The organism is Candidatus Dormiibacterota bacterium (assembly GCA_035532035.1).
In the GTDB taxonomy this organism is placed as follows: Bacteria; Vulcanimicrobiota; Vulcanimicrobiia; order Vulcanimicrobiales; family Vulcanimicrobiaceae; genus Tyrphobacter.
In genome coordinates this window covers 1-17,389 of record DATKRS010000006.1, presented here as the reverse complement: position 1 = coordinate 17,389, position 17,389 = coordinate 1, and the positions used below count along the sequence as shown (strand labels likewise).

Annotated in this window: 17 protein-coding genes; 5 read left to right on the top strand and 12 right to left on the bottom strand. The window is 64.3% G+C overall.

What is annotated here, in order from left to right; genetic code table 11:
* Positions 1-1,214 (bottom strand): OmpA family protein (locus tag VMV82_02625; GenBank protein HUY40446.1); only part of this gene is annotated, 1,214 nt, incomplete at its 3' end.
* Between the two features lies 1 nt (position 1,215).
* Here VMV82_02625 and VMV82_02620 point away from each other — a divergent pair.
* Positions 1,216-1,530, top strand: coding sequence for a hypothetical protein (locus VMV82_02620; GenBank protein HUY40445.1), 315 nt, complete (start codon positions 1,216-1,218; stop codon positions 1,528-1,530).
* Between the two features lie 353 nt (positions 1,531-1,883).
* On the opposite strand, the gene VMV82_02615 is transcribed toward VMV82_02620, so the two are convergent.
* The 7 genes from VMV82_02615 to VMV82_02585 all read right to left on the bottom strand — a co-directional run bounded on the left by VMV82_02615 (position 1,884) and on the right by VMV82_02585 (position 8,623).
* Complete coding sequence (locus tag VMV82_02615; protein ID HUY40444.1) at positions 1,884-2,423, bottom strand: GNAT family N-acetyltransferase; 540 nt, start codon at positions 2,421-2,423, stop codon at positions 1,884-1,886.
* Positions 2,424-2,706: 283 nt separating this feature from the next.
* Positions 2,707-5,334, bottom strand: coding sequence for an FtsX-like permease family protein (locus VMV82_02610; GenBank protein HUY40443.1), 2,628 nt, complete (start codon positions 5,332-5,334; stop codon positions 2,707-2,709).
* A 5-nt stretch (positions 5,335-5,339) separates the two neighbouring features.
* On the bottom strand, positions 5,340-6,005 hold the full coding sequence (locus VMV82_02605) for an ATP-binding cassette domain-containing protein (protein HUY40442.1): 666 nt from the start codon (positions 6,003-6,005) through the stop codon (positions 5,340-5,342).
* Positions 5,998-6,669 (bottom strand): ABC transporter ATP-binding protein, encoded by a 672-nt coding sequence (locus VMV82_02600; GenBank protein ID HUY40441.1) that lies wholly within the window; start codon positions 6,667-6,669, stop codon positions 5,998-6,000. Before VMV82_02600 ends, VMV82_02605 begins: the two co-directional genes overlap by 8 nt.
* Positions 6,663-7,130: a hypothetical protein gene (locus VMV82_02595; GenBank protein ID HUY40440.1), complete on the bottom strand. Its 468-nt coding sequence runs from the start codon at positions 7,128-7,130 to the stop codon at positions 6,663-6,665. The genes VMV82_02600 and VMV82_02595 overlap by 7 nt, the downstream gene beginning before the upstream one ends.
* A gap of 451 nt (positions 7,131-7,581) precedes the next feature.
* Positions 7,582-7,782: a hypothetical protein gene (locus tag VMV82_02590; protein HUY40439.1), complete on the bottom strand. Its 201-nt coding sequence runs from the start codon at positions 7,780-7,782 to the stop codon at positions 7,582-7,584.
* 448 nt (positions 7,783-8,230) lie between these two features.
* Entirely contained in the window at positions 8,231-8,623 is a 393-nt protein-coding gene (locus VMV82_02585; protein ID HUY40438.1) for an HU family DNA-binding protein, read from the bottom strand.
* A gap of 225 nt (positions 8,624-8,848) precedes the next feature.
* Here VMV82_02585 and VMV82_02580 point away from each other — a divergent pair, with 225 nt between their 5' ends.
* Positions 8,849-9,061: a DUF2892 domain-containing protein gene (locus tag VMV82_02580; GenBank protein HUY40437.1), complete on the top strand. Its 213-nt coding sequence runs from the start codon at positions 8,849-8,851 to the stop codon at positions 9,059-9,061.
* Positions 9,058-10,485 (top strand): FAD-dependent oxidoreductase, encoded by a 1,428-nt coding sequence (locus VMV82_02575; GenBank protein HUY40436.1) that lies wholly within the window; start codon positions 9,058-9,060, stop codon positions 10,483-10,485. Before VMV82_02580 ends, VMV82_02575 begins: the two co-directional genes overlap by 4 nt.
* A gap of 126 nt (positions 10,486-10,611) precedes the next feature.
* Here VMV82_02575 and VMV82_02570 read toward each other — a convergent pair whose 3' ends face one another.
* Both VMV82_02570 and VMV82_02565 read right to left on the bottom strand, forming a co-directional pair.
* Entirely contained in the window at positions 10,612-11,007 is a 396-nt protein-coding gene (locus tag VMV82_02570; GenBank protein ID HUY40435.1) for a DoxX family protein, read from the bottom strand.
* A complete protein-coding gene (locus tag VMV82_02565) occupies positions 11,007-11,543 on the bottom strand; it encodes a hypothetical protein (protein ID HUY40434.1) in 537 nt (178 codons plus the stop codon). The genes VMV82_02570 and VMV82_02565 overlap by 1 nt, the downstream gene beginning before the upstream one ends.
* Before the next feature lie 55 nt (positions 11,544-11,598).
* On the opposite strand from VMV82_02565, the gene VMV82_02560 reads away from it, so the two are divergent.
* Entirely contained in the window at positions 11,599-14,796 is a 3,198-nt protein-coding gene (locus VMV82_02560) for a hypothetical protein (protein HUY40433.1), read from the top strand.
* 9 nt (positions 14,797-14,805) lie between these two features.
* On the opposite strand, the gene VMV82_02555 is transcribed toward VMV82_02560, so the two are convergent.
* Together VMV82_02555 and VMV82_02550 are read right to left on the bottom strand one after the other, a co-directional pair.
* Positions 14,806-15,255: a redoxin domain-containing protein gene (locus tag VMV82_02555; protein ID HUY40432.1), complete on the bottom strand. Its 450-nt coding sequence runs from the start codon at positions 15,253-15,255 to the stop codon at positions 14,806-14,808.
* A gap of 17 nt (positions 15,256-15,272) precedes the next feature.
* Complete coding sequence (locus tag VMV82_02550) at positions 15,273-15,827, bottom strand: peroxiredoxin (protein ID HUY40431.1); 555 nt, start codon at positions 15,825-15,827, stop codon at positions 15,273-15,275.
* Positions 15,828-15,965: 138 nt separating this feature from the next.
* Between VMV82_02550 and VMV82_02545 the strand changes: the two genes are divergently transcribed.
* Positions 15,966-17,389: aminopeptidase P family protein (locus VMV82_02545; GenBank protein ID HUY40430.1), on the top strand; the 1,424-nt coding region annotated here is incomplete at its 3' end.

Genomic DNA, 17,389 nt, shown 5'->3' with positions numbered 1-17,389 from the left:
GAGTTGTCGGCGACCGGTCGCGTCAGGCCGTAGCCCTTCGCGGTCAAGCGACCCGCCGCAACGCCGTGCTCCGTCAGCCACGCGACGACCGAGCGCGCGCGAGCCAGCGACAACCCGAGATTGTACTCGGCACCGCCCTGGTTGTCGGTGTGGCCGGCGATGATCCAGTGCGACGATGTCTCGCTCTTGATGACCTGGAGAATCTGGTCGAGCGACGAGAGGCTGTCGGCGCGCAACTTCGCCGATGCGGTATCGAAGTGGATGCCGTAGATGGCGACCGTTCCGCTTTGCGCGATTTGGCGCTTGAGATCTGCGACGGTTTCCTTGTGACGCTTGAGCTGGAAGTGCGCCATGCCGTGCTGCCCGGCGGGGAGGTCGAGCAGCTGCACGGCACTGTCGTAGCCGACGGCGCCTGCGTTGACCGAGACCAAGCCCGCAGGAACGTTGCGTAACCTGCAGTTACCATCGCTGGCGGTCGTTGCGGTAACGTCCGCGGCACTGACGTCGGCCTTGGCGATCGGCCTTTGCGTCGCCGCGTCGATGACGTTGCAGGAGATGCTGACGGCATAGCGCCACGGCTTCGGATTCACCAAGACGCGCACGAAGTTGACGGCGTAGCCATCGGCCATGCCGGTCGTCGGATCGTCGATGAGGAGATTCACCGTTCCCGATTTGAGAATCGGCCAGTATTCGGGCAGCAGCTCGAGCGTCAAGAGTTTTCCGATGGGACCGGTTTGATCGAGCTGGTTGACGGCGTCTTCGAAGTTTGGAATGCGCGTGCCGTTGAGCGTAATTTGGAAATGCGAGTGCAACGGCACCGGCTGAAAGTCGTCGAGGAATAGCTGGAAGAAGACGCGGCGAATCTTCGGCGGCAACGAGCCGACGGTGAGCGGAATCGCCTGCGGCAGGTTGTCGGGGCGCCGGCTGCAGCCGGAGTAGCCTTCCAGCGGATGCAGGGCTACCCCGTCTTTCGTGAGGACCCCCGTGCCGAGCTCGCTGCGATCGGTTCCCGGAGCGGAGCCAGGCCGCGAGGTGCAAATCCAACCATGCGAGGGCGTCGATTCGCCTGAGAACGGCGTAAAGTGCGCTGGCCATCCGAATCCGAGATTATCGATCGCTCCGGTTCGCACGAGCAGCTCGGCCTCGGGGCCGTTCTCCGTTCGCACGTATTCCTTCTCCCAACCCGACGGCAGGCCGGGAGGCGGCGTCGGCATCGTGGGTGACGGCGAGGGCGACTCCGACGGCAATTCTTCGGGCGAAGCACTGCTTTCGGGCGAAGCACTGCTTTCTGGCGAAGCACTGCTTTCGGGCGACGCGTTGGTCTCCGGCGACCCTGTCGGCGATTCTGCCGACGAGGCCTGCGCGACAATTTCCGTGGGGCTTGCCGACGGCGCGGCCGTACTTTGGGCCGATTTCGCACAGCCTGCAAGAGCTATCGACGCCACGGATATAGCGGCCAGGATCCATCGCGCGCGCACGTTAGAAGCGGGCAGCTTGGCATTCCATATCTCTCGCATCGCGTCTTCTTAAGCATTTCTGTTGATCAGAGGTTCGAACCTTCGATCTGCGGCGGTTCATGTTCGGCCACCCTGCGCAGTCGACGTGACGTCGATCGACTGCGTAATTGCCGGCGGTGTTTTGCCGTCGCTTTGAACGGACGTAGCCATGTCCATGCATGGCAGATTGTGGGTGACCGTACGCGCGATTGAATTGGTAAGCCGGCACCCCGCGTAGAGCGTTGGATTCAGCAGGAAGAGTTGCCCAAGGAAGGTCGCGGCCCAGGCGTTGCCGTCCGGCCCTCTGCGGTCGAGTTCACGCTAGCGTGAGCCGAAGGCATGACGTAACGGATCTGCGTTTATTTACCGGTCATCCACGCCAACGGGTCAGTCACGCAGGCGCTCGAAAAATAAGGCCGGCTGGTCGTTGTAGCTCGCGCTTTCAAATTGCGCGAACCCGCATTTCTGCGCGACCCGTATCGAGGCAGCGTTTTCCGGATCGATCATACATACCGTTCGCGCCGACGCAAGGTTAGCGTCCCCCCAGGCAATTGCCGCACCAACCGCCTCCGTTGCGTAGCCCTTGCCGTGCGCCGACGGAACGAGCGCCCAGCCTGCTTCCGGCACGTCGCGCATCGACTGCATAATCTCGCGCTTGAAATCCGCGAAGCCGACTTCACCCACGAAAGTGCCTGTCGATCGCTCTTCGATCGCCCAGTAGCCGAAGCCGAGCATCGCCCACAAGCCGGCGTAGCTCAGTATGCGCGCCCACGCTTGCGGACGCGTTGACGGACGGCCGCCGATATGCCTCACGACGATTTCATCGGCCCACATCGTAGCTGACGCTTCGTAGTCGTCAACTTCGTGGCGACGCAAGCGCAAGCGGGGCGTCACGATCGTCGGAGCTATCAACGCGCTCGATGACATCAACTCGCCATAAAGCGCGCGCGCGACCGCTCCTTGGATTTGCGCGCCTCTTCTTCGCGATTGCGCGAAGATGCGCCGCTCACGAGCGAACCGCGTAGGTCGGGTGCGCCCTTCGTGCGTGAGGAGTTTTCGCCGCGAGGAATTCCTAACAACCAGATGTTGACCAAGCCCCGACCCCTACTCTTTCTCAAACGAAGCAACCTCTTCTAATGAACGACGTCGCTCGGCCGCGCGACGCATAAGCGTGATGCGATGTGTACTGTTCATGCGCCGGCGACTGCCCCTACATCGCGCGCAGCGCCGGCAACACACTGCGCCGTGCCGCTGCTGCTGCCAGCAGCACGGCGATCGCGGTCGAAAGCACCGCGGCGGCTCCGAGGCCGAACACGTACGCCCATGGAATCGTCAGTGCGGCGGGCGGCGGGTCGAACACGCCGGTGAGCATCTTCACTAGCATCTGCGCGATCACGAGTCCGAGTAAGCTGCCCAGTACGCCGCCGAGGATTACGACGAAGCCTGCTTCGCTCCATAAGAACGCGCGCAGCTGCCGTGGATCGGCGCCGATGGCGGTGAGGATCGCAAAGAGCCTCCCGTGTTCGGCGAATCCAAGCGCGAGCAACAAGCCGGTTGCGCCTGCGATAAAGATCACCGCGAACGCCAGCTCGATCGCCGTTAGCCCGTGCAGATTGATCGAGGTCAAGCTCGAGCCGATCGAGCGCTGCGTTTGAAGGATCGTTTGGACTTGCGCACCCGCAAGCGGTGCGGCGATGCGCCGCGCTGCGGCCGCAACCGGTGCAATCGCCGACTCGCCGCGCACGCGCAAGAGCACGTCTTCGCCGCCGGAAGAGCCCGTCGCGCTTGCGACGTATGCTGCATTCGCCACCAGGAACGAGTCCTTCGGCGCGGTCGGAAACTCGCGCGTTACCCCGACGAACCGAAAGTGGACCGGCTCGTACTGATGCGTGCGTGCGTTCTGCAGCCGAAACACGACCGGATCGCCCAAGCGAAGTTGATAGGTTTGAACGGTTTCTTCGGAGACAAGCACACCGTCAGGGTGCGCTGCGAGCGTGGCGAGCGTTTGCGATGCGTTGTTGTTGCCGAAGAAGGCGTTCGACAGCGACGTCACTGATGCAATCGTCGCGGGGTCGATCCCGTAGAGATCCTGGAGATCGTTCCCGACGTACGCGAGGCGGTGCTGCATCGCAGCGGCGGCAGCGACCCCGTCGATGCTGCGCAGCCTCGACAGGATCGCTGAAGCGGGCGCGATCGGCGTGCCGAACACCGTTACGTCGCCACCGTTGGTCAGTTGTGCGTCGATGCGCGACTGCGCATTGTATGTGGAGTTGAATACCGCGGTGGACACGCCGAACGAAAAGGCGAGCACCACGATCAGAACCGCGCGCGCAAGCAGCGCGTGCTGGCGCGCCAAATATGCGGCCACCACGAAGCGCAGCTCGCGCGCGATGCCCTGCAACGCGAGCGCGACGATCGCGCGTCCAGCCGATAGAAACCAGCGCGTCACGCGCATGCTCAAAAGCGCTGCTCCGATCCAAAGCATCAGAGGCGCGAGAAATGCGTCGTAGTGCACGCTGGTCTGGGGTACGCCTTCGGGCGCGAGCACTATTTGATAGCCGCCGGCGGCCGTGCGCCAAAGGATGAGCACGGAAACGCCGATCAGGATGAGGTCCGGCCAGGCGCGTTGCCACATCGGTACCTGTGGCCGGCCGATCGACATGCGCGCCGCCGCAACCGTTGTTTGAAGCGATTGCGCCCATGCCGGCAGGATGATGACGGCAAGCGCTATGAAAAAGCCGAGCGCCGCAACCCCCCAGACGGCGACGCTTATAGTAACCGTGTGCTCGAGCGCGCCGTAAAATGCGAGGCCGACAAGCGCCCCGCCCACGCCGATTATCGAAGCCTCGAGCGCGCTCAACCCGACGATCTGCGCGTTTGTTGCGCCGCGCAGGCGCAGTAGTGCCTGTTCGTTTCTGCGCCGTGCCCCACCCGAAGCCGCGATTGCGAGCGTCAGAAGCACCGCGAGCACCGCGCCCGGTATACCGAGGAAGAGGAAGAGCACGCGCGCGTACAGCGCGTCGGCTTGCGCTCCCAGGAGCGCGGCAGCCAGATTGTCGCCGACCACGCCACTTCCGGCTATACGCGCTTCCATGCTGTGCGCTCTGCCGACCACGGCCGTGTACGCGGCGAGTGGATCCCCGGGCAGCGATTCGTGCGCGATTGCGACGTGGAACTGCTCGCGGATCGAATCCGGCCGAACCACGCGCTGGCGATCGAAGAGCGCGTGCCAGCGGGCTTCCGGGATCACGAGCACGTTGTCTGGTGGCGCCTGTGGCGCCGCACCGGGCGGCAGTCCGACGGCCTGGAAGAACGAATCGATGTGCGGCATGGAGATGACGCCGTCCGCGCGCACGCGCACCGGCGGCAAGCCGATGCGTTCGATAGAAATCGTATCTCCTGGACGGACGTGCAGGTTTGCCGCGGTCTGCGAGAAGACTAGAACGCCGCCCGACGCGCCGGTGAGCCGCGCGATTTCGCGCGGAAAGAGGCGTCTGTATCCGTTTTGCAGCCCCACGACTTTGCCGGTTCCCGTGGTTTGCACCGTCCCGCCCGATGCTGCTTGGAATCCGGCGACGTTCGCATACCAGACGCGTTCGAGCGCGCGATAGGCGGTCGCGTGTCCGATAGCGCTCACAATCGCGGCGGGATCGCTTCCCGGATTGCGCTGCACCTGCCAATCGACGGGAACCGCGGCAATCGCGTTGCTCGTGAGTGAGGCGGAGCTGCCCGAAATGAATGCGGTTATCGCGGCGAGCAGCGCGACGGCGAGCCCGATGCCCCCGACGGCGCCGAGCAGTCCTCCGCGAAGCGCGCGCACTGTTGCGCGCAGCCACATGCCGCTCACAAGCAATCCCTTCTCAAGTGCCCGCGCTCGATGCTCCAGCACGTCGGCAAGCGTTGCGCGACGTGCTGATCGTGCGTTGCCACTACCAACGCGGCTTGCGTCGACCGCAGCCACTCCAGCACGGTGTCGAACAGATGGTCTGCGGTTGGTCGATCGAGTTGCCCGGTCGGTTCGTCCGCCAAAAGCAGGGCGGGACGGCTCGCCAATGCGCGCGCAAAGCCGACGCGCGCGGCCTGTCCGCCGGAGAGCTCTTCGGGAAGTTTATCCGCGATTGCGGCCAGGCCAACGACCTCGAGGGCTTCCAGCGCGCGCTGCCGCGCTTGAGTAGAGCCCATGCGGTTGATGAGCAGCGGCACTTCGACGTTTTCGATCGCGCTCAGAGGCGCCAGTAGACTGGGCGTCTGAAAGACGAAGCCGATCTTCGCGGGGCGTAGCGCGAGGGATCCGTCCAAAGCCGGCCATGCGATCGTGCCGGTGCTCGGATGATCGATGCCGGCGAGCAGTTGCAAGAGTGTTGATTTTCCGCTGCCCGAAGGCCCAGTGAGCGCGATGCGTTCGCCGGGATGAATCTCGCACGTCGCGTGGGTGAGCGCCGCCACCTGGGTATCTCCGGAGCGATAGGTTCGCGAAACATTGACGGCGCGTACGAGCGGCTCATTCATCGACGCGCCCGTCACGCAAGCGCACGACGCGATCTGCCCATGCGGCGAGCGCCTCGCTGTGCGTTGCCAGAATCGTTGCGCCACCCTGGTTCTTACGGGCCGCGAGCAGCCCGAGAATCTGCTGCTCGGTTTGCGCGTCTACCTCGCCGGTTGGTTCGTCTGCAAGCACGACATCAGGGCGCGCTGCAAGCGCAACCGCTAATCCGGCGCGCGCCGCTTCACCGCCGGAGAGCTGGCCCAGGCGCGCGCCGGCACGCTGCTCCAGACCAACGTCGTGCACGATCTCTCTAGCTCGCGCAAGCCCATGCTTTCCGGCCAGGTGAAGTTGCAGCCGAACGTTTTCTTCCACGGTAAGATGCGGCAGGAGATTGTTGGATTGCAGCATGATGCCGAAGTGGCGCGCGCGCATCTGTGCCCGCACGGCCTCCGGGCGACGCGTCAGACGCGATCCGCTTACGGCGACATAGCCGCCGTCCGGTTCATCGAGGCCCGCGGCGCACGAGAGCAGCGTGGATTTGCCGCTTCCCGAGGGTCCCATGATCGCCACCGTTTCTCCCGCGCGAACCTGCAGGTTGACCCCGCGCAGGGCTAGCGTCTCTTCTTCGCCGCTGTGGTAGAACCGGTAGAGATCGTGTACTTCCAGAACGGGAGCGCTCATCACCATCTGAAGCTCCGGGAGATCCGTCGCCACTGATCGACGTTATCCGAACCGGCGGGCGCCCAGAGGTTCAATGCCACGGTTTGATTGCCGCGATGAAACAGGTAGGACTGGTTTTCGAGCGCAATGCGACGTCCCGTTACGGCACTCCGGTGCGATTGCGAGGCAAAGCTCGCCACTACTGCGAGGCCGCCCGGCAAGCGTTGCCGATGCACGCGTATCCCTCGAACATTGTGAAAGCTGCGAATCGCCGATGCGATCGCCGGATCGCCGGCGCTCGGCGTAGGCACAGACCGCGAAGTGTACGTCAGCAACTGCTCGCCGTCGAAATGCCACGTGAACGTGACGCCGTGCGGTGTCGTGCTGCGCGCCCATCCCTCTGGGAATAACAGGCGATATCCGTGTGCCGAGCGGTACAGGACGAATTGCTGAGTGTCGGGGATGTCGCCCGGCGGAGGCGACGCCACAGCCGTGATCCCGTTCGTAGAGGGTAGGGTCGCATGTGGCGTCGAGGCAGGATTCTGGTGAGTGCACCCGGCCACCAAGGCTACCATAGCAGTGCAAATGGCGATCGCTTGAATCTTCATCTCGTCCTCCTCGGCAAAGCATACCGGTGCTGAATGAACGCTACATGACGCACCGCCATGTTTTCCCGATGCCGGAGGTACGGGCATGATCGCGGCGCTCGTGCTTGCCGCCGCCGTCTCCGTTCCGCCGGTTCCGACCGCACGTCACGGACAATCCGCGCAGCTGCACCGTTCGAGCACGGCCTGCGATCCCGGCGCTCATGCAGTAGCGTGCGCTAACCAAACAAGCGCTTGATGTCTATCTCGACACTAGGAGGAGAGGCTCGGAGCAGATTGCGTGTTGGGTGTCAACGGCTGGCCCCGCTTGAAGGCCGGCGCACCGCCCGTAGTCTTAGCGCGGCTGGCAGGTGTCCCCCGGATTACCGTCCGGCATGAGGATCGCAATCGACGGCGGATTGTTCGAGCCGACGACGCCTGCCGCGTACGTCGCACGTTGTCCGTCGAGCGCAGCACCCTGGAAGGAAATCGTATCACCGTCGAGTGCATATGTGCCCTGGTTGCCGCCGACGTCGGTGTAGTTGCTCGCATCCACAATCGTGAAGTTCTCGCTCGCGGCCGCTTGCAGCTCGCCATCGCTGAGCGTTGAGCACTCATAGAGCCCCGTCGGAACTGTGCTCTGGGAATCCGACGATTGGCCGGAAGAACTCGCCGATTGAGCGGACGACCCATGGGAGGTGCAGCCGCTCACGAGCACCGCAACGACTAATCCCGCAAGCGCGGCATGCATTAGCCATTTCATATGAGATATTTTTCAGCGTTTCGGCACACTTTTCCTCGGGTGGCTCGGGCGCTGCGGCGCCACAGTGGTCACGTAGGCAATACTTTGCCGTAAATCCACATGGCGATCGTGCAGGCGGCGTGGCCCGGTGCTGCGCAAGTTACGCGCCGGCAACAACGACATCAGCGACAACTCCATCGCGTTCACGCCAACCTGCACAGCGCGGTGCCGCGGAGCCCGGGTGCGCCGTTTCGCCGATGCTCTAGCGCCTTCTCCCGGTGGTTTTCTTCGCCACCTTTTTCGCGACTTTCTTTGCCGCTTTACGCACTGGCGGCTTCGCAATTGCCTTCTTACGAGCGGGAGCGGCCTTGGCACGCCGTTTGCTCATCACGGCCTCCTTGAGCGCCTTCGCTGGCAAGAACTTGAAAACACGCTTTGCCGGAACTTTTACCGGTTGGCCGGTCGCCGGATTGCGCGCGATGCGAGCGGCACGATCCCGTACTTTGAACTGGCCGAATCCCGGAACCTTCACCGGTTCGCCACCCATGCAGGCATGGGCGATATCGTCGAAAATGCCGTCGACCAGAAGAACAGCCTCGTTCTTCTTCAGTTCAACTCGCTCCATGGCGGAGCGGACCAGATCTACTTTGTTCATCGGTTCCTTTCTATCTTACAAATAGGCACGCGCGGGCCCAACTGTCGCTTCATCTAATGCCCGGTCGCAAAAATCCTCTGTGGCTACAGGGTTTTCGCCGAATGCCCGCGGAGCCATTTGCCACGCCGGGAAGAATCGGGGAACCTCGTTCCTCGCCGATTCTCACGGGGTCTCTACGCTGTAGGCCTCCTCGATTTCATCGAAGGCAGAGCAAGGGAGACAACGATGGTTTCATTCTTGTCGAGCGGCACGGGGCGAGTGGTGCGTATCGTGGCCGGTCTGATTTTGATCGCGCTCGGATGGTGGATGCACACGACGGCGGGTACGGTAGTTGCAGTCGTCGGGCTCGTCCCGCTGCTGGCCGGGATCTTCGACGTCTGCCTCTTCGCTCCACTCTTCGGCTTGCCGTTGAGCGGAAAGCGGATCCGCAGTCATTGAGACCACAGGTCGTCATCCTCGGGGCCGGTTTCGCCGGTCATACCGCGGCCTTGCACCTTTCCCATTTGGTGAAGGGCTTGGCCGATGTCACCGTGGTTGCGCCGCGCAATCGCTTCACGTGGTTTCCGAGCCTCATCTGGGTGGGAATCGGGGCCATGCGGGAGGAGGAGGTCGTCTTCAGCCTCGCGCCGGTTTACGAGCGCCTTGGGATCGCGTACGTCGACGGACGTGCGACCACTGTGAACCTCGACGCACAAACGGTAACGGTGCAGACGCCGACCGCTGAGAACCGGGCGATTCGATACGACTTTCTCCTCAACGCGACCGGTCCGTACCTCAACTTCGAGGCCACGCCGGGACTCGGGCCGAGTGCCGGCACCACGGCGAGCGTCTGCTCCGTCGAACACGCCGTCGATGCTCGCAAGAAGTATCTCGAGATCGTCAAGGATCTCAAGAGCGGAAAGCACCGGCGGTTGGTTGTCGGCGTCGGGCACGCGACAGCGACTTGCGAAGGCGCCGCCTTCGAGTACCTGATGAACGTCGATGCCGACCTGCGCGCGCGCGGGGTGCGCGATAACGCGGAGCTGGTGTGGTTGAGCAACGAGCCGGAGCCCGGAGACTTCGGGGTTGACGGTATCGAAGCGCGTAAGCGCGGCATTCTGGTGACGGGCGCCGGAATGGTTCGCATGCTGCTCGACGAGGCGTCGGTGCGTCAGATCATCGGCGCCGGCGTCACGGCGGTGGCATCGGGGGAGATCTCCTACGAACAGATCGGAGAGGATCCCGCGACGCTCGCCTACGACTTCGCGATGCTCATTCCACAGTTCCGCGGTATCCCGTTGCAGTATGTCGGCGGCGATGGCACTGACATGACGGCGAAGATGACGATGCCCAACGGATTCATGCGCGTCGACGCCGACTATACCCCGAAGACCTACGATCGCTATGCGGGTAGCGATTGGCCGGCGCTCTATCGTTCGCCACACTACGCGAACGTCTATGCGGCCGGCATCGCCTTTGCACCGCCGCATCCGATGTCGAAGGGGAAAAAGACGGCCAGCGGCATGAGCGTGATCGCCATGGCGCCGCGCACCGGCATGGCGTCCGGCATCATGGGGCGCACGGTGGCGTACAATATCGCCGATCAGGTCGCCGGGCGCGAACCCAGCCATCGTGCGCCGATGAGCGCGATGCCCGCCGCGTGCATCGCCTCGATGGGCAAATCGATTTGGACCGGTTCCGCGGCCTCGATCATCATGGTCCCCGTCGCCCGCGATTACGCAACCTATCCGGGCTACGGACGCGATCTGCGCCTATGCGATCTCGACGTCGGGCGCAGCGGCGCCTGGACGAAGCGTTTGCTGCACTCCGCATTCATGTGGAAACTGCAAGCCAAGCCGGGCTGGCGGATGATTCCGGAGTAAGTACGATGGGACGTTTTTGGCGCGGATTTCTGCCCTTTCAACTCTGGCGCTTCTTGGTGATCAACACCAAGATGTACCTGATCGCGAAAGGCGTCATCGGGCCCCGGCACACGTGACTCGCAGCCGCTAGCGGCGCTTGAACATCACCGCGTCCAACGAGTACGCTCCCGGGCCGGCGACGAGCAGGCAGAGCAATACGACGAGATAGACGAGCGGCACTTCGAACGCGGCCCGCCCCCCGACGAAGTGGCCTCCGGCCGGTAGATGGAACTTGAGGATCGCGACGATCATGTCTATCGAGAGGACGACCGCGACGAGCGGGGTGAGCACGCCGAGTATGAGCGCCGCTCCGCCGAGAAGCTCGGCAAACGTCACGACGGCTTGGAGCCACGAGGGTGCAAAGCCATGCGGCCCCATCCACGACGCCGCTCCCGCCGGCAGCTTCAGCATAGCGTGAAAGATGAACGCGAGCCCGACGATCGCGCGAATCGCAAGGAACGCGATGCTCGCGCGCGTTCCCATTAGAGCCGGGCTCTTGGCGTCGCCGTCTCTTGCGGCAGCGGCGACGGCACGAGGCCGGACTGCTGGACGATTTGACCGTTGATGCTCGTCGTCGACCACAACGCCGTCGACGACGTTTCGATCAGCGCGGTGCTCGCGCCCGACCACATGTCGCGCTTACCCGACGCGAGCTCGAACGGCTGATTCCCATGCGTTCCGTCGACGAGCTGGCGCACGAGGGCGATGAGCACGCCGTTGCTCTGCGTCACGGAATCGACCGAAGTCGTGCACTTCGTGAGCGTTATGCTGGACGACGCGCTCTTGAGCGACGTCACGACCTGGTCGCGCGAGTACGTTTGGCCTTCGACGTGGGCCGTGAAGCTCGGGCTCAGCGTGCGCGCGAAATCGGCAAAATCGCCACGAAGGAGGTCCACACATTGGGCATCGTACGCCGCTTGAACGCGCGACGTCGATGCGCCGGCGGCCTGCGACGCCTGCCCCGTGCCGGATGCGAGAAGGAGCACCGCAACCGCGCCGGTGAGACGCCCGAGTTCCATGCCGCATAGTTTGCACGGCGGTGCGAAAACCTCCGCTCGCGAAGGAAGCGCCGTCATGGGCCTTTCGGCGCGTCTTCGGCACGTTGCAAGTGCGCTCGTCATCGGCTCGCTTGCTGCGTGCGCGGGGCAGCTGAAACCGAGCCCGGCTCCGGTGCGGGTTCCCACGCTTGCCGACCTCGGCGCGCTGAAATGGCGCTGGATAGGGCCCGCGCAGATGGGCGGCCGTCTCGACGTCGTCGCAGGCGTCGCGGGCGATCCACGGACGATCTATCTGGGCCACTCCTCTGGAGGGCTCTACAAGTCGACCGACGCCGGTGCGAGCTTCGCGCCGATCTTCCACGAGGGTGCATCGTCGGCGATCGGCGCGCTCGCCGTCGCGCCCTCGAACCCGAACGTGCTCTACGCGGGCACCGGCGAAGGCTTCCCGCGTAACACCGCATCCCCGGGCGACGGCGTCTTCGTTTCGACGAACGCGGGCAAGAGCTGGCACTTCTCCGGACTGCGATCGAGCGCGCACATCGCGAAGATCGCCGTCGATCCGCGCGACGCGGACGTCGCAATCGTCGCGGCGCTCGGGCCGGAGTGGGAGCCGGGTGGCGAGCGCGGACTCTACCGCACCGCCGACGGCGGCAAGACGTGGCGGCAGGTTCTTTACGTGAACGCGACGACCGGAGGGAGCGACGTCGTCTTCGATCCGCAGGATCCCAGCATCGTCTACGCCGGAACCTTCGATTTCCTACGCCGGCCGTGGACGTTTCGCGGTGGCGGCGTGGGAAGCGGTCTCTACCGCTCCAGCGACAACGGACGCACCTGGCGGCGTTTGACGGATCCGGCGTTGCATGACGGCCTTCCCAGCGGGATCATCAACCGCGTCGGCGTCGCGCTCTGCTACGCGCATCCGAGCGTCGTCTACGCGCTCGTGCCGACGAAAACGGGGCTCCTCTATCGCTCGAGCGATGGCGGTGCGCATTGGACGCCGGCGAATGCGAACGCCGAGCTGGATTTCCGGCCCTTCTACTTTTCACAAGTGCGCGTCGATCCGCGCAATCCGCAACGCGTGTACGTCGTCACGGGCGAGAACCAAGTCTCGAGCAACGGCGGAAAGACCTTCGCCCGTTTCGGCGGCGGCGGCGACAATCACGATCTCTGGATCGACCCGACCGATCCGCAGCGCATGCTCGCCGGAAGCGACATGGGTTTCGACTTCTCCGTCAACGGCGGTGCCACGTGGACGTATGACAACGTCGTTCCGTTCGCCCAAGTCTATCGCGTCGGGTACGATCTCGACGTGCCGTACCACATCATGGGTGGGATGCAAGATCACGAAGTGTGGTGGGGCCCGAACACGCTCTGGAACGACGGCGAGTACGGCGGCGTCCCGGGCGGCGCGTGGCGCAACATCTCCGATTGGGGCGACGGCCAATACGCGATCGCCGACCCGCGCGACCCCGACATCCTCTACGAAGACACGCACTTCGGTGATCTCGTTCGGCGCGACCTGCGCACCGGTGAGGCGAGGTACATTTCGCCCCAGCCGTCGATCACGTTCGGCACAGGTGTTAGCGCATACCGGTATCGCTTCAACTGGAGCGCGCCGCTCTATCTCTCTCCCCACGACCCAAACGTGCTCTACTTCGGCGGCAACGTGCTCTTCAAGACCACCGACGGCGGCGCGACGTGGAGCGTCGCGAGCCCGGATCTTTCGCAACCCTGCGACGCGCGGTGGCTCGGCCCGAGCGGAGGACCGATCTCACGCGACGACACGAACGCCGAAGCCTACTGCACGATCTACGCGATCGCGGAGGATGGCGTAGATGCAAACACGCTGTGGGCCGGTACCGATAACGGCAACCTTTGGATAACGCGCGACGGCGGCGCGCACTGGGCTAATCTCGACGCCGCCATCCCGAACCTGCCGCGCCAAGCCGTCGTCTCGTCGATCGACGCGTCACGCGTGACGCCGGGCGTGGCCTACGTCTCGTTCGATCGCCACGGCTTCGGCGACGAGCGCCCTCACGTCTACTTCACGGCGAATTATGGGCGCACGTGGACGGATATCTCGCGCGGGTTGCCGAGCTACGTGCACGTCGTGCGCGAGGATCCGCGCCAGACGAATCTTCTCTTCGCCGGAACGGAGCAAGGCATCTGGACGTCGTTCGACCGCGGAGCCCATTGGCTGAGCCTCATGCTTTCGATGCCGGCGGTGCCGATCTACGATCTGAAAATCCAGCCTGCCTTCAACGACCTGATTCTCGGAACGCACGGCCGCGGGTTCTACGTTCTCGACGATCTGACGCCGCTGGAACACCTCGCGCAGCATCCCGCGAGCGCGCCGGCACTCTATCCGCCGATGCCTGCATGGCGGTACGTCCCGCGCCCGAGCTACGAATCCGGACGCAATGCCTTCGTCTCCGACAACAAGCCCTACGGGGCATTGATCTCCTACTATCTACCGGCGCCCGCGAAGGGGAAGAAGCCGCCGCGCGTCACCCTGCAGATTCTCAGTCGCAGCGGCGCGCTCGTCCGCACGCTCGACCCGACGGTGAAGCCCGGCATCAATCGCGTGGTCTGGGACTTGCGCGCGGACCCGCCGGGCGGCGCGCATGCCGTCCAGGACACGCGCACGTACTACGTCTTCTACCTTCTCCACATCTCTGGTCCGCAAGTGCTGCCCGGAACGTACGCGGTGCGGATCCAGGTCGGGAACGTGGTCGAAGAGCGCGCGCTCGACGTGAGGCTCGACCCCGCGTCGCACGCATCAGCAAGCGTCTTGCAGGCGCAGTACGACGCGCTCGAGCGTCTCGCGCAGATGCAGGAGAGCGGCGAAGCCGAGCTCGCGATCATCGCGTCGCTCGACCGGCAAATCGGTGCAGCCAACCCTCGCGCGAACGCGCCGCTCAAGCGTACGCTCTCGACCTACCGGGGCGAGCTCGACGCAGCGGCAAACGCGCTACGCAACGGCAACGGAAGCCAGAATAGCGGTTACAAGCATCCCGCGGAGTTGATCGACGCAATCGCCTATCAGCGGCACATTCTTCCGACGTACCTGGGGCCGCCCACGCAGGTGCAGCAAGACCTCATCGACGCCTACGACCGCCGGACGCAGACGATGGCAGCACGCACCCACGCGCTCTTTACGAGCGGCCTTGCTTCGGTGAACGCGCAGCTCGTGCGCGCGAAGCTCGCGCCGCTGCGCGCGGCAGTGCTACCTCGGCGCCGGAGTAACGGGCGGGATCATCGTCGGCGTCGGTGACGGGTAAGCCTAGACCGCCTGCTCCTCGGTCAGCACGCGCTCTATTGCGGCATCGACCCGTTCGAGCCCGGCGCCGCCCGCTTGAAAGTGCCGTAGCTCGTGCTTACGGTTGAATACGTAGAGCGCAGGCACGAACGCGTTTTGAAAACGGCTGACGATTGCATGCTCGTTGTCGATCGCGCAGGGTTGGGTGAGGTGCATGTTCCCCGTTGCGTCGCGGCGCACGGCTTCGACGTCGAGCTCCTCCGGCGAGCGCGGTTGGTGGACTGCGACGAACGCGACGCCTTGCCCGGCGAACTTCTCACGCAGCGCCGCGACGGGCTCGGCGATCTCGTGGCAGAGATAGCACGAGATCGACCAAAAGAACACGACAACCGGAAGGCCCGCGAGTTGTTCGGCGGAAGGCTCGCCGTTCGCCCAAGCAGCGGCTCCCTCCAGCGAAGGAAGGGGAGCGCGCATGCGAAGCGGCATCGCCGTTATCCGACGCTGAGCAGTGCTTGGCCGGGCTTCCACTCCGCCGCACACAGGCCGCCGGCTTGCAGCGCTTGTAAAACGCGCAGCGTCTCTTCGACGCTGCGTCCGACGTTGTCGGCGGTCACGACCGTGTAGCGAAGAACGCCGTCCGGGTCGATGATGAAGAGCCCGCGCTGGGCCGCGCCGCTGCTCTCGTCGAGCACGCCGTACGCGCGCGCGACTTCTTTGGTGTAGTCGGCGACGAGTGGATACTTCGTTCCCGCGATGCCGTTCTTGTCACGCGGCGTGTTCAGCCATGCCCAGTGGCTATGGATCGAGTCGGTCGAGCAGCCGAGAACCTCGGCGTCGAGCTCCCTGATTTCATCGTACCGATCCGAGAGCGCCGTGATCTCGGTTGGGCAGACAAACGTGAAATCCAAGGGGTAGAAAAAGAAGATGAGCCACGTGCCTCGATAGTCCGCGAGCGAGAGCTCCTTGCCGAGGTTCCTTGCGCTCGTCGCATCCTTCGTGCTCTGCAATCTGAAATCGGGAGCTGGTTTTCCGACCTGAGCCAACATCGTCTACGAGTACCCTTCCTCCGCCGTCTTACGCGGGCGGACCCCTACTCTAGCGCAGGGTTGTTCGAAATGAAAACGACTTTCATCTTAAAGCCCCGGCCGGGGGATTCCCCTGCGGCGCTCCCTAACCGTTCGTCCATGGAGTCGAATGCGCTCGAGAGCGTTTCGCGCGAGAAAGCCGCGCACGACCAGCAGCCGCCGCAGGCGCTCGTCGAGTTCATGTCGCGCGATTGGATCGAGCAGCCCGTCCCGCACGATGCGCATCCGCAACTCCCACGCTTGCGCGAGCGACGCGCGGCACTGTCGCGCGCATTTCCCGGCATCTATTTGCTGCTCCCGGCCGGCTACGAACACGTCCGTGCCAATGACACATCCTTTCGCTTTCGGCCGTCGAGTGCGTTTGCGTACTTCATGGGCGACGGCGAGCCGGGCGCGCTGCTCGTCTTCGAGCCGGAGGGCGCCGGGCATCGCACGCATCTCTTCGTACCGGAGCACAACCGCGGAACGGCCGCGGGATTTACCGACCGCGCGCGAGGCGAGCTGTGGGTTGGGCGACACCGTGGGGTCGAGGAGTGCCACGCATTCTACGGCGTCGATCGCTGCGAAGCGCTGGCCGCCATGGAAAGCTACCTCGAGACATTGGTCTCGCAAGCGCACCCGGTACGCGTGCTGCGCGGATCCAACGCTGAGATCGACGCGCGATTCGAGCAACGTGACGCCGACGCAGCGTTCGCGACCCACCTCTCGGAGATGCGCCTTCGCAAGGACGACTACGAAATCGGCGAGTTGCGCAAAGCGGTCGAAATCACGAAGCGCGCCTTTGAAGACGTTATTCGCGGCCTCCCGGCGATGAAGACGGAACGCGAGGTCGAGGCGGCGTTCTGGAGCCGGGCACGCATCGAGGCAAACGACGTCGGGTATCTCACCATCGCCGCTTCAGGCCCGCACGCCTGCACGCTGCATTGGAGCCGCAACGACGGGGCGCTCGAGCGCGGAAGCCTGCTCTTGCTCGACGCCGGCGTGGAGTGCGATTCGCTCTACACAGCCGACGTGACGCGCACGCTTCCCATCGGCGGCCGCTTTTCACCCGAGCAGCGCACCGTGTACGATCTCGTCTTCGACGCGCAGAGAGCGGCCATGGAAGCATGCGTCGCCGGTAACGATTTTCTCGAGCCGAACCGCCGTGCGATGCGCGTGCTCGCCCAGGGTCTCATCGAGCTGAAGGTACTGCGCTGCACGCTCGACGAGGCGCTCGATCCCGACAGGCAGTACCACCGGCGTTATACCTTGCACAACGTGAGCCACATGCTCGGCCTCGACGTCCACGACTGCGCACAGGCGCGCGCGGAACAGTACAAATACGGAAGACTCGAGCCCGGCACGGTGCTCACGGTCGAGCCGGGACTCTATTTCCAACCGGACGACGCAACCGTTCCCGAGGCGCTGCGCGGCATCGGGGTTCGCATCGAGGACGACGTCGTCGTCACGAGCGAGGCGCCCGAGAACCTCTCCGCAATCCTTCCGTCGACCGCTGCGGGCGTCGAGGGATGGATGCGGCAGCT